We start from the raw sequence: 13049 nt of genomic DNA, 5'->3' as shown, positions 1-13049 counted from the left end.
GAAAAGCATTGTAACTCTACCCATGACATACAGCACTGAGAGCATCCATAATTTGTGATTAACTTGTAGGAGTTAATGATGAAAGGGTGATATTTCTTTTGGATGTAAAAAGTCCCAATACATACAGCGGCGTAGCGGCTCAGACGCGAATAAGGTATGCTCGCCCTCTGCTGCTTGCCCTAATGGCGATACTTCTGATCAGCAGCCTGACAGCCTGCAGCGGCAACTCTTCTGCGGGTGAAACAGCAAGTCCGTCTGCACAACCAGCCAGTCCATCGGCACCTCCTGCCCAATTGGCCCAGGCAACGCCTGCTGCAACCCCGCTAACGACCAAAGCGACTGGCCAGATTTATCTGTATGGCGAATCCCATGGGGTTGCCAAGATTATGGACAAGGAATATGAAGCTTGGTCTGATTATTACCACAACAAGGGCATGAGACACTTATTTGTGGAGCAGTCCTATTACGCTGCCGAATACTTGAACCTGTGGATGCAGTCGGACAATGACGACATTTTGGAGGAGCTTTATCAGGATTGGGAAGGGACTCAGGGTCACGTTCCCTATACGAAGACTTTTTTTCGAACAATAAAAAGCGGATGTCCTGATACTATTTTCCACGGAACAGATATTGGGCATGGACCTGATACTACCGGCGAGCGGTTCTTGTCTTATCTTAAGGCCAACGATTTGACCGGATCGGAGATGTACACCTTAACAACCGAAGCGATTCAACAAGGGCAGAGATATTACAGCAGTTATGATGGTGTATACCGGGAGAATAAGATGGCTGAGAATTTCATCCGAGAATTTGAAAAGCTGGGCAACGAGAGCATCATGGGCATTTACGGGGCAGCGCATACCGGAGTCAATGAAATGGAACTTATTACTCAATCGGTCCCTTGCATGGCGAATCAGTTGCAGAAGCAATATGGCAGTAACCTGCATACGGAGGACATAAGCTGGATGGTTAAGGATATTGAACCAGTCAGAGTAGATGAAATCACCATGCAGGGTAAAAAGTATACAGCATCGTATTACGGGAAGCAGGACATGAGTGGATTCAGGGATTATGTTTACTGGGAGTTTTGGCGATTAGAAGATGCTTACGAAGATGCCAGCAAGCTGACACAGACGGGTAATGTTCTTCCGTATGATCAATACCCGATGCAAATCGCAGAAGGTCAGGTATTTGCCATTAGTTTTACCAAAACAGATGGGTCGGTGGAAAGAGAGTACTATGTGGCTAACGGTAAGCAGTGGGAAGGCAGGGAGGCAACGTGGCAGCTTAAGGTAAAGGAATGATTCTAGCGGATTTTTGAAATAAGTGACCTGCGGAAATGGTATATTAGTGTAGGAGTTTCCATTTCGTAAGCGGATGGGCAGGTGTATCAATTGGCAATGGATAATGGAAAAGGAAAAACTCATATTGGGGATTTTATCACTTGGGCGGAGGCAAACGGCTGGGAGATAAGGAGAAAGTCCGGTGCTCAGCTGCATTTGAATAGCGGCATTACTTCCAGATATAAAGGACTGCCCGATGAGTATTTAGAATTTCTAAAGGTAGTTGAGACCTGCGTTGCACCGGATGAGCAAACCTGGTTTAATTGTGAGGCTGAGTTCAATCATAGCGCGGAAACCGAATTCCGGTGGAATGAATTTGAAATGCTTAGTGTGGAGGCAGCAGCGGGTGATCCAGCTTGGCAGTCCGAGATCACGGCCTGGTGGGATCATCACATGCCCATCGTAATGTCTGTGGGGGACGGATATTCCTTCTACGCCATTGACTTAACGACAGACAGCGGGGCTATTGTCCGTGGAGCTGAGCCTGAATTTGAAGAGGTTGAGAAGGTAGCCGATTCGTTCGGGGAATTCCTGGCCTGGATGATGTCGGATTCGAGTAGATAGATTGTAAGATGCGAGAAGATCAGAACCTGAGAGAATAGGTTCTGATCTTTTTTATTGATTAGGAGATTATGACTTTCGTCCGATGTGGACAAGTTGTGCATAAAGTTGGGGGTAAGTGTCTTGGAGCATCGGCAGGATGACTATATTCTGGTTCAGTCATAGGAATGACTTCGCTGATTTCACCGAACAGCCGGATATGGTCGAAAAACCGATCACATTCGGTGCGGCAGAGGCGTGTGGGCCGGATATGGTCGAAAAACCGACCACATTCGGTGCGGCAGAGGCGTGTGGGCCGGATATGGTCGAAAAACCGATCACATTAGGTGCGGCAGAGGTGTGTTGGTTGGATATGATCGAAAAACCGATCACATTAGGTGCGGCAGAGGCGTGTGGGCCGGATATGATCGAAAAACCGATCACATTCGGTGCGGCAGAGGCGTGTGGGCCGGATATGGTCGAAAAACCGACCCCATTCGGTCGGCAGAGGCATGTGGGCCGGATATGGTCGAAAAACCGATCACATTAGGTGCGGCAGAGGCGTGTGGGCCGGATATGGTCGAAAAACCGATCACATTCGGTGCGGCAGAGGCGTGTGGGCCGGATATGGTTTTTATCATTATCTATCTCTGCCCCACCATCTCCAAAAACCTGGACATTGCACTGGAAAGCACGGAGTTGCGGCGGTATATCAACCATACCTCTAGCTTCCGGTATTCTTCGGGGAGGCGGTGGGAGATAATTCGTCCGGCCTCTTCTGCCTTGCGGATCGAGGACTTCGGCAGCAGGGATACGCCGAGTCCGGCAGATACTCCGTTCAGAATCATTTCAAGCGTGCCGAATTCCCGGATCTGAACCGAGTGCATCCCGCTCTCGCGCAGGAAGCGCTCCGCTTTAACCCGGTGCGTGCAGCCAACGTCGAAGAACAACATGGGCTTGTGCAGTAGTTTTTGGAGTTCGCTCTCCCCCGGTTCAGCAATGAGCACCAGTTCCTCCTCGTAAGCCGCAACATGCCCGATATCCGGCTGGTCAACCGGTCCATAGACGAAAGCACCATCTAATTTATGATCAAGCACCTTGTGCAGAAGATCATGCGTTTCACCCGTTATGAGCGACAGATGGACATCGGGGTAGCGGGAATGGTAGTCAGCGATCATGGATGTGAGATGAATAACCGCTGTCGTCTCAATAGAGCCGATCCGCAGCGGGCCGGCCGGGTGCTCCGAGTATTGTGTTGATTGGACAGCCTCGTCCATTAGCATTAGTATGGCATTCGCGTATTCCAGCAGGTTCTCACCCGCAGGCGTTAACTTCATTCCCCGGTTGGACCGGTGGAACAGCGGGACCTTCAGCTCGGCCTCCAGGAACTGAATCCGGCTGGTCACATTGGACTGAACATAGTTCAAGGCTTGCGCAGCCTTCGTAATCGTACCCTCACGGGCAACAGCCTGAAAAATCCTCAAATCTCCACTTTCCATTGCGGTGTCACCTTCTGTATATCATAATCTATGGTAGTACCTTCCGATGCTGATCATTGTACTGAATTCCATCCTTGATGACAAATCCGGCACCCGTAAGGGCCGCCTGGATTAACGATCCTTTACAGGGAGTGAGCAGATGGAGCACAGCAAATTAATAAATGCGTTCAACAAAGAGATTCGTACCCTCCAGAAGAGAACCGTATCCGAAGATGAACTCAGAGAATGGTATACGTTAATTAAGGAAAGTATCCAGGACGATATCAAAGACGGATACAAAGAGACCATCGCCAGAAACCTGACGCTTGGAATTGGTGTACATGGCGGAGATTATCCGAAAAGCCTGATTCTGAACGGGGAACAGGAAGGATGGAAGTATGTTACCCGGTTTCTGTATTGGGAGAAGCATATTCTGCGGAGGCTGTTCAAATATAAAGAGGTCTCTTCAAGAACGATAGGCAGTATTATAGGGCTGGCCTTGCTATGGGATATGAAGGAGCTGGCACAATTGGCCAGGGATTATTTCCAGATGATTTTTGAAGAGGATGCGCAGCGCTATACCCGCAACGAGACACATCATTTGTTCATGGCGTTGTTACATGACTTATTCGTCACGGAGCAGATCAATCAGAAGCTGTATTCGGTGCTGCCGGAGCAGCATGTGTACCGGAGAGTTCTCGACCATTGCTACACCACCGATGAAGAGCTGCTGAGCAGCCTGATGAGTGAAATCAGCGATTACCATATCCACAGCTCACTGGATCTTCCCCATAAATTCGCAGAAATTCTATGCTTGAATTACATCCCTTATGAAATCCGGCTCATCCAAAATATGAGACAGGCCGAGGGACTCAATAACGTTTCAGTAGACCATCCACTGCTAACCACCCCGCTTGCTCAGATTCCAGAAAGCAAAGTAGAGTGGGATTTAGCGGGTGATGAAGTGTATCAATTTTTATTAAAAAGGGAAGCCGGGAGCTAGAGCTGCTGGCCGAAAGGAGACCCGTATGGCATATGACCGGATCGATTGGCATTCCGGGGGAGATTATCCTGCAGATCTGCCGGAAGAGAATGGCGGGATTCATATCGGCATGTTTCTGGCCTGGGCCTTGGGCCGCGGTATGGCGGGGGAAATTCACCTTGAGGAGTCGGCGGAGGCGCTGAAGCGGCTGAAACGCCGTGAGCTCACAGGGCTGGAATACCTGCTGGAGTACTGTGACGGGAAGTTCTGGGATGAGGATCTGGACGAGCGCGGCAATGCCTTCGCCGCCGATTATTATGACGGTCAATCGGCGTTCGCCGCACAGTATGGAAGGTATCTCAATGATTACTGTGAGGTGTTCAACCGCCTGGCGGCTGAACAAGGCCATGAATATCCAAGCATCTATCATGTAGAGAACAGCTGGGAGAATTACGACCGCCTGAAGCCCATGCTGGATGACCGTTTTGCCCAATGGGAGGTCTGGTCTGAAAGCCCTTCTAACCGTAAGCTTGATCCCAAAGCTCAATTCCTTCAGGCCTGCCAGCAGACCGGGCAGCAGTTCATCCAGGCAGAGGGCTTCAAATCCAATAAGGCGGGTACGGTATGGAAAAAAACAGCGGCCGACAAAGATACCGTATTCGAGCTCTCTTTCCAACCGCAGTCTTACAACACCCGCACCGATGTACGGATGACCGTGAACCTGCGGATTGCCAGCAAGTCCGTCAAAAAATGGCTTGCCGGACAAACCGGCAGAGGGGACGATACCGTTCTGTTCGGCTCGCTGCGCAGGCCGCAGAAATCGTCAAGCGCTATCGTCTGGCAGGTCGCCCCCTCACAACTGGATTCCTCCCGGCAGGAGATCGGTCAGCTGATTGGGGAACGTGTCCTGCCCCTGTTCGAGCTGTTCGCAGACCGTCCCCGCGCACTGGAGCAGCTTGCCGCCTGCGGCGCAGGATTCCCCGGCATCTGCGATGCTGAATCCAGTCCGCTGGCCTATCTGCTGTGCTTCGGCACACAAGAGCAGGCGCAGCGCTTCTTTACGAATTATTTCAACAGCCGGCCGTCGCCTTGGCGCCGGAATATTCATCAGACATACAAGCGGCTGCAGGAGGGAGAATCATGGGACTATTCCGCCTATGTCCGTGAGAATGATGTGAAGCTGGCGTTCAAGAACGGCCTGGTTATCCCTTGATGCTGTAGACAGGCAGCAGGGATGTTACCACACTCCGAAGCCCGGATCATACTCCCGGACGGCTGAATAAATCCCCTCCACTATACGGGGAAGGTCTTCTTCCGGGTAGCCATAGTCCTCGGGCATGGCCTGCGGGGGAACAATAGCAGATACGCTGCCGGGGTACAGCTCAATCTTATGCCTTTCCAGCCCAATCTCGAAAGAATCCTTGAATGTCAACCCGTCATGGACCAGAAAAAAGTACATGTCGTGTATATCATCCTCTTCAATGATAAGCACACCTTGTTCGTTCAGCTTCATCAGATAACCTCCTGCTCGAATAGTGTACATCTATTATATTCGATTTGTTAGGAGAGAAGCACGGTAGGACAGGGGAGTTGCCGACTCGTATTTCTTGAAGATCTTAATGAAATAACCGGCATCGCAAAAATTCAAGTGATTGCTGATCTCGTTGACTGACCAATCAGTTGTTCCCAGCAGCTCCTTCGCCCGCCCGACCTTCATGCGGGCGACATATAGGGAGAAATGCTCGCCCATCTCCCTGGTGAACAGGCGGCTGAAGTAACTCGGGCTGATATGGCATAGCTGCGCGAGCGATCTCAGAGAGAAATTCTCCTCCCGGTGGCTTAGCATATAGTCCAAGGCAGGCTGAAGCGTAGGACTTATGCATTCCGTCTTGTATGCGCTTCCCGAAGTGACCGGAGTCTTAGGAGCCGGAGGCAGCTCTAAGGGCAGAGGCGGCAACTCAAGCTGGAGCTTGGACTCCTGCGGGTTCAAGGCCTCATAGAGCCCGTTCCTCTCCAGCAGCTCATGCTTAAGGATCGATTCCTTGACCACATAGTTGCACAAATGATAGAGCATATCGGCGGTGGCTACGACCTCCTCATACTTCATGACGGGCAGCAGTTCGTACTTGCGGGCCCGATCCTCCGTCATGGCGTCCTGGTGCGGACGGGACACAATCTGCTCCAGATTCGGGCCGCTTCCCTCCGCCAGCCGGATCTGTCCGGCCATCAGCGCACCGATGTACTGATTATCGACAATGATAGGGATAGCAATGTCGAGAATATCGAAGTGGCAGCGGTAGATATAGGGCCGGCTCAGCCGCACAGCCTCCAGACCTCCGCGCGCGTCACATTTTTGACAATAGGCTGAGAATTCCTTGTCGCTGCGCACGGTCTGGCAGAAGGCTTGGCAGCGGCTATGTGCTGTAACCGGCACGCCTTTATAATCGACCATAATGATAGCCATGCGCGTCACCAGGGACAATGATTCCTGAAGCTTGCCCCATTCATCCATATCAATGATATATTTCAAATCGAATTTGGATTGCATCCGGCTCACTCCTTCCATTTACAGTGACAATGAGAACAAGATAATTATAATTCAGATGCTGAGAACATAATAATACTATTTTGCAGCATATTAATTCGTTTGCTTTGTCCCATGCGTCCCTCCATCCACTTGTCTATAATGGGGACATACGACTCGAGGAGGAATGAAAGAATGAGAAGAACCTTTATCAGCCCGGCTAAATACACACAAGGTGAGGATGAGCTGCTTCAATTGGGATACTTCGTCAGTACTTTCGGCACATCGGCTCTGCTGATTGCGCACCCGGATGATGTGAAGCGTGTGCAGGCCAAGCTCGATGCCACCAGCAGTCAATTCGGCATTACCCTCGTGAAGGGGGATTTCCAGGGCGAATGCTCCCGGCAGGAGATTTCCAGACTACAGGAGCTGGCCCGTGAGCACAAGTGTGCTTGTACAATCGGTCTTGGCGGAGGCAAAGCGATCGACACGGCCAAATGTGTGGCAGAAGGCGATGCGCTGATTATCGTTCCTACCATTGCGGCCACCGATGCACCCACCAGCCATTCCGCTGTGATTTACACTTCTGAAGGCGCTTTCGAGGATTATGCTTACTTCAAAGCCAGTCCTTCGGTGGTGCTGATTGATACGACTGTTATTGCGCAGGCTCCTACCCGCTTCCTGGTATCCGGGATGGGCGATGCCCTCTCCACCTACTTCGAGGCCAGGGCTACTGCGGCATCCTATTCCAATGTCAATGCGGGGCTTCCTTGCGGAGTGCATGCAGGCGTGATTACGGAGGCCAAAGGTACCAAAGCCGCGCTGGCCCTTGCCCGCTTATGCTACGATACACTGCTGGAGGATGGCGTCTTAGCCAAGCTGGCTTGCGATCAGAACGTGGTGACACCGGCGCTGGAGAATATTATCGAAACGAACATCCTGCTGTCGGGGCTCGGGTTCGAGAGCAGCGGTCTGGCTGCCGCACATGCCATCCATAACGGCCTGACGGCGCTTGAAGGCACCCATCATTATTACCATGGCGAGAAGGTGGCCTTCAGCACGATTGCACAGCTCGTTCTGGAGAATGCGCAGCAGGCAGAGATCGATCAGGTGTTGTCCTTCTGCCACTCTGTGGGCCTTCCCGTATGCCTGGCCGATATTGGTGTCGCTTCCATCTCCCATGAGGAGCTGCTGGAAGTGGCCCGCAAGGCGTGTATCCCGGAGGAGTCGATTCATTCGATGCCGTTCCCGGTTACCGCTGAAGCGGTTGCCGCTGCCATTGCTGTCGCTGACAAGCTGGGCGAAGCCTTCAAGAAGAGTAAGGAGCAGCGCGTATGAAAAAGATAATCAACGATCCGGCCAATCTCGTCCGTGAGATGTGCAGTGGACTGGTGATGGCTCATCCGCAGCTGACATTCGACAGCAAATACAAAATTGTCTCCAGGTCTGCGCCGAATCCTGACAAGGTAACGCTGATCAGCGGCGGGGGCAGCGGCCATGAGCCCGCGCATGCCGGGCTGGTCGGGCCGGGAATGCTGGATGCCGCAGTCTGCGGGGATGTCTTCGCCTCCCCGTCACAGATTCAGGTCTACCAGGCGATCCGCAACCATACCGGCCATAAGGGCGCTCTGCTGATCATCAAGAATTACAGCGGCGATATGATGAACTTCCAGAATGCGGCTTATCTGGCGGCTGAGGACGGCCTCGCTGTGGACTATGTGAAGGTTGATGATGATATTGCAGTAGAAGACAGCCTGTATACGGTGGGACGCCGAGGGGTTGCTGGCACGATTCTGGTGCATAAGGTTGCCGGGGCGGCTGCCGAGGCCGGACTGCCGCTGGCCGAGGTGAAGCAGGCCGCGCAGCATGCGGCTGCTCATGTGCGCAGTCTTGGTTTTGCTTTTACCTCCTGTACCGTTCCTGCCAAGGGTACGCCTACCTTCCAGCTTCAGGAGGATGAGATGGAGTATGGGGTCGGCATTCATGGGGAGCCGGGCATCCGCAGAGAAAAGCTGCTGACCGCCGATGAGCTGGCGGAACGTATGATCTCTGCCCTGCTGGCCAGTCTGAACCTGGATCAGCCGGACGGCGGAGAGGTAGTGGTGCTCGTCAACGGCTTCGGCGCAACGCCTCTGCAGGAGCTGTACCTGCTCAATCACTCCGTGATCCGTAGTCTGGGAGAACGGGGGATCATCATCCGCCAATCTCTTGTAGGCAGCTATATGACCAGTATAGATATGGCCGGTGCTTCCATCAGCCTGATGAAGCTGGATGATGAGCTGCGCAGATGGCTTGCTGAGCCTTGCGATACTCCGGCACTCCGGTTAACGGGTGAGCTTGCGCCGGTGCAATACGTCAGCCCTCTTCCGCAGCAGGAGGCTCAGGCTGAGGTGAGCCTGACGGCCGAGACAGATCCGGACTTCGCTGTCCTCCGTGACGAACGGCTGCGGCTTACGAACATCATCTATCTGGTGGATAAGATGAGCGAGATTATTATCGCGAATGAGGCTCCCTTCTGTGAGCTGGATGCCCATGCCGGTGATGGAGACTTCGGGATGAGTGTCGCCAAGGGCTTCAAGCAATTGAAGCGGGAATGGAAGGAGCTTGTGCAGGATCACGCTACGGATATCGGAAGCTTCCTTCAGGCCTGCTCTCTGATCATTATGGAGCATTGCGGCGGAGCTTCCGGTCCAATCTGGGGCTCAGCCTTCCGCTCAGCAGGCAAATATGCTACAGGCCGGACCTCGCTGAATACGCTGGAGATGGCCGGGATGCTGGACGCGGCGGCTCAGGGCATCCAGGCTACCGGTGAACGCTCCTTCGGTCGCGGGGCAGTCGTGGGTGATAAGACGCTGATCGATGCGCTGATTCCTTGTGCCGAAGCCTGGAAGAACAGCGCGCAGCAGCAGTTATCCTTGAAGGAGGCCTTCGCCAAGGGGGCTGAAGCCGCTGTCGCGGGGGCGGAGCGTACGAAATCCATCGTTGCGCGGATGGGCCGGGCCGGGACAGTAGGTGAGCGCAGCATCGGCCACCCGGATGCTGGCGCATTTGCCCTGGGGGTTATTTTCACAGAGCTGTCTAACGCGGTCCAATAAGTGTTGCCTGGGTATAAGCCCGCCTGTCACTTCATCGTGACGGCGGGCTTATTTTTGTCTAATAAACGAGGAGCCTGGAACATATGCAGGGTGTGATATGATGGAAGACAATCGCCCAGGCCATTATGTGACATTCTTTGAATATGCAGGAGGGATCATCATGGAATTAGAAAAGCAGGCTGCGCAGCTTGCGCGGATCAGGACGAAGCTGAGGCAGGCCCTGCGCAAGGATGCGGAGTTCGCGGAATTCGGTGCCTCTTCGCATCAATACAAGCTTGCAGAGATGCTTACGGCAGGCGAGCTGGCGGACTGGGAGGCCCAATATGGGATCAAGCTTCCTGAGCCGTTTGCCGGATTCCTGGCAGAGATCGGGAACGGCGGGGCTGGGCCGTATTACGGAATCTATCCGCTTGCACAGGCTACCTCCTATACCGAGCTTCCGGCACTCCAGGGCCGGGCGGCGCTTCATCCCGGAATGACCGCAGAGGAATGGAATCTATTGACGGAGCCTCTGACGGGCGAGCGGGACATCTCGGATGAAGAGTACGAGGAAGCGAGAAACAAGGCGCTTGGCGGAATGCTGTGTATCGGCACCCAGGGCTGCGAATATGATATGTATCTCGTTCTGGAAGGGGAGCACCGGGGGAGGATTGTGTATACCTCGGAATTTTTCCCTGACCGCCCGTTCTTCTTCGTCTATGAAGATAACTTCCTGGACTGGTACGAGCGCTGGCTGGATGAGATTATTCTGGATTATGACAACGCATGGTTTGGCAGCCGGCTTCCGGGTGACGAGAATACGCTTATTCAGCTGTATCGGAACACTCCTGACGGGAAGCTGCAGGCCAAGGCGCTGGAGGCCATGTTCAAGTTCAAGCGAATCGCCCCGTCGACCCTGGAATTCCTGAAGCATGTGACGGAGCATAGCCCCCGGGATTCCAAAACAGCCATCTCGCTGCTCTGCAAAACGTCCTTTGCGGCGGGCAGACCCTATCTGCTGAAGCTGCTGCAGTCGGATGACCCTGAGGGAGCGCTGCACGCCTTAACCATTCTAAATACTTACGGCAAGAATGTGGATCGGACCGAATTCATTCCGCTGATCCGGCAGAGGCTTGAGCACGTTGACGATGCGGAAACTCTGCGTTATGCCGGTTATATTCTAAAAGACTGCGATGCTATGAACTTCCGCGACTTTGCACCCTTCCTGTGCCATGCCAGCCTGGCTATGCAGACGACTGCGGTCTATGCCGTGAGAGATTGCCGGAACAAGCAGGAGAACTGGGAGATCATTGAACAGATGTTCCGCACTGGAGGAACAGAGGTGTTGCGCAGCACCATTTTACATTGGGACGTTATTCCGCATGAGAGGCTGCTGCCTTACTATAAAGCGATCTGGCCGGAATACAAAGGGAATCCTAATTTCAGGGAGAAATTCACCGCTTGCTTGCGGGAGCTGCACCTGCCGGATGATTATTTGGGCTGAGCGGATGGGGCGGATCAGCAAATAGCAGGATAAACATTCTTGGAGGATATACGTATGCTTCTTTCAGAAATTTTGCCTCATGTGGCCCGGTTACAGCCAGATTACTATGCTACAAAGTACAGAAATGAGTATCTGACCTATCAACAATTACTGCATCAGGTGAGCTGTGTGGCGGAAGGTCTGAAGAACTTGGGAATAGGACCCGGTGAACGGGTGGCGCTTGCAGGTGATCCTTGTCCATATCTTGTGATTGCAGAATGTGCTGTAATTGCTATAGGTGCCATTCCAGTTACAATCTTTCCAGGTCTGGCCTCTAGAGAGATGAATCAGATCCTTGAAGATGCTGCCCCAACGGCTATCGTGTATGATGCTGATCATCCGAGAATAGCCTCTTCTCTTTCAGCGCCGAGTATAGCTTTTACCATCACGTTCAAGCCGGTCAACGGCGGCCTGTCCTTAGAAGATTTAATCGCGACTTCCTCTCCATTAACAGCATGGTACACAGCACAGCCGGATGACATTGCTCTTCTGATTTATACCGGGGGCACAACGGGACGCTCCAAGGGAGTGATGCACTCCCATCGGGCGATCAGAAAGTGGGCTTTCATGAATCCAGCAAGAGGCGGAGGGCATAATCCGGCCAAAAAATCGCTTGTTCCCAATCAAGCCCATCTTACCGGACAATTTATCCTTTGGACAACTCTTTATGAAGGGGGCTGTCTCATTTATCCGGACTCCTATCCGCAGCAGGCTAACGAGGTTATAGATATTATTGAGCATGAGCAAATCAGATTTCTGGGAACCGTCGGGCTCCTATTTAGGGATATTACTGCCTTGGCAGGTAACCGTTCCAGAGAAGTCGGGTCCGTGGCAGGCATATCCTGCGGAGGTGCTCCGATCAGTGAGAAGACCTTGCAGCAAGCTCTGGAAGTATTCCCTAACGCGCAGATATCCGAGGTGTATTCACAGACAGAGAGCGGTCAATTTATCAGCTTTTTATCTGTACAAGAGTGCCTTGCAGAGGGGAAGCTGCATCGGCTGCAGTCGGTCGGGAATCCATCCCATATGGAGCGCTGGGGCCAGAAGCCTTTTGAGGTGCGTATAGTCAATGACTCAGGGCAAGAAGTAGAGCAAGGCGAGATTGGCGAAATCATATGCCGAAGTGAACAGATCATGCTTGGTTACTGGAACAATCCGGAAGAGACGGACAAAACCATCCGAAATGGATGGCTCCATACAGGGGATCTCGGCAGACTGGACGAAGACGGTTATTTATACATTGCGGACCGGAAGAAAGACATGATTATAGTAGGGGCTTCTAATGTCTACTGTGCTGAAGTGGAGCAGGCAATAAGCGTACATCCTTCTATTCTTGAGGCTGCTGTTATAGGAACGCCCTTGCCGGATGAAGGTGAAGAAGTCACAGCGGTAGTTGTACTTAAGGATAAGCAGACACTCGCTCTAGAGGATTTGCAACAATTCTGCGGTCAATCGATAGCCGAATATAAGTTGCCTACCCGCTTAGTGATTACTCAGTCACTTGTCAGAACATCCGTAGGCAAAATAGATAAGAAGGCGATAAAAGAAACTATGTACTAGAGGGG

Annotated in this window: 12 protein-coding genes; 9 read left to right on the top strand and 3 right to left on the bottom strand. The window is 52.5% G+C overall.

From position 1 onward, the window contains the following. Nucleotides 1-182 precede the first annotated feature (182 nt). The 3 genes from J2Z70_RS02695 to J2Z70_RS02685 all read left to right on the top strand — a co-directional run bounded on the left by J2Z70_RS02695 (nt 183) and on the right by J2Z70_RS02685 (nt 2433). Nucleotides 183-1304 (top strand): hypothetical protein, encoded by a 1122-nt coding sequence (locus tag J2Z70_RS02695; RefSeq protein WP_245367910.1) that lies wholly within the window; start codon nt 183-185, stop codon nt 1302-1304. Between the two features lie 96 nt (nt 1305-1400). After that, nucleotides 1401-1907, top strand: coding sequence for an SMI1/KNR4 family protein (locus tag J2Z70_RS02690; RefSeq protein ID WP_209868989.1), 507 nt, complete (start codon nt 1401-1403; stop codon nt 1905-1907). A 136-nt stretch (nt 1908-2043) separates the two neighbouring features. After that, nucleotides 2044-2433, top strand: a complete 390-nt coding sequence (locus tag J2Z70_RS02685; protein WP_209868987.1) for a hypothetical protein — start codon at nt 2044-2046, stop codon at nt 2431-2433. 94 nt (nt 2434-2527) lie between these two features. Here the strand turns inward: J2Z70_RS02685 and J2Z70_RS02680 are convergent, their stop codons facing one another. Beyond that, a complete protein-coding gene (locus tag J2Z70_RS02680) occupies nt 2528-3382 on the bottom strand; it encodes a LysR family transcriptional regulator (protein ID WP_209868986.1) in 855 nt (284 codons plus the stop codon). A gap of 139 nt (nt 3383-3521) precedes the next feature. Here J2Z70_RS02680 and J2Z70_RS02675 point away from each other — a divergent pair, with 139 nt between their 5' ends. Continuing rightward, nucleotides 3522-4364, top strand: coding sequence for a hypothetical protein (locus J2Z70_RS02675; protein WP_036722951.1), 843 nt, complete (start codon nt 3522-3524; stop codon nt 4362-4364). 25 nt (nt 4365-4389) lie between these two features. Further along, nucleotides 4390-5556, top strand: coding sequence for a DUF7832 domain-containing protein (locus J2Z70_RS02670; RefSeq protein ID WP_209868984.1), 1167 nt, complete (start codon nt 4390-4392; stop codon nt 5554-5556). A gap of 24 nt (nt 5557-5580) precedes the next feature. On the opposite strand, the gene J2Z70_RS02665 is transcribed toward J2Z70_RS02670, so the two are convergent. Beyond that, nucleotides 5581-5856 carry a hypothetical protein gene (locus J2Z70_RS02665; protein WP_209868982.1) on the bottom strand — a complete coding sequence of 92 codons (276 nt, stop codon included), beginning with the start codon at nt 5854-5856 and terminating at the stop codon, nt 5581-5583. Between the two features lie 33 nt (nt 5857-5889). Next, complete coding sequence (locus J2Z70_RS02660; protein ID WP_209868980.1) at nt 5890-6891, bottom strand: PocR ligand-binding domain-containing protein; 1002 nt, start codon at nt 6889-6891, stop codon at nt 5890-5892. 171 nt (nt 6892-7062) lie between these two features. On the opposite strand from J2Z70_RS02660, the gene J2Z70_RS02655 reads away from it, so the two are divergent. The 4 genes from J2Z70_RS02655 to J2Z70_RS02640 all read left to right on the top strand — a co-directional run bounded on the left by J2Z70_RS02655 (nt 7063) and on the right by J2Z70_RS02640 (nt 13044). Further along, entirely contained in the window at nt 7063-8205 is a 1143-nt protein-coding gene (locus J2Z70_RS02655) for a glycerol dehydrogenase (RefSeq protein WP_209868978.1), read from the top strand. Then, nucleotides 8202-9962, top strand: coding sequence for a dihydroxyacetone kinase subunit DhaK (gene dhaK, locus J2Z70_RS02650; RefSeq protein WP_209868976.1), 1761 nt, complete (start codon nt 8202-8204; stop codon nt 9960-9962). The genes J2Z70_RS02655 and dhaK overlap by 4 nt, the downstream gene beginning before the upstream one ends. Nucleotides 9963-10122: 160 nt before the next feature. Further along, on the top strand, nt 10123-11445 hold the full coding sequence (locus J2Z70_RS02645) for an SMI1/KNR4 family protein (protein WP_209868974.1): 1323 nt from the start codon (nt 10123-10125) through the stop codon (nt 11443-11445). A gap of 54 nt (nt 11446-11499) precedes the next feature. Further along, entirely contained in the window at nt 11500-13044 is a 1545-nt protein-coding gene (locus J2Z70_RS02640; RefSeq protein WP_209868972.1) for a class I adenylate-forming enzyme family protein, read from the top strand. The last annotated feature ends 5 nt before the right edge of the window (nt 13045-13049 follow it).

It is taken from the genome of Paenibacillus silagei (assembly GCF_017874735.1).
In the GTDB taxonomy this organism is placed as follows: domain Bacteria; phylum Bacillota; class Bacilli; order Paenibacillales; family Paenibacillaceae; genus Paenibacillus_AQ; species Paenibacillus_AQ silagei.
The sequence above is the reverse complement of the archived record's forward strand: the minus strand, read 5'-3'. Positions and strand labels throughout refer to the sequence as shown.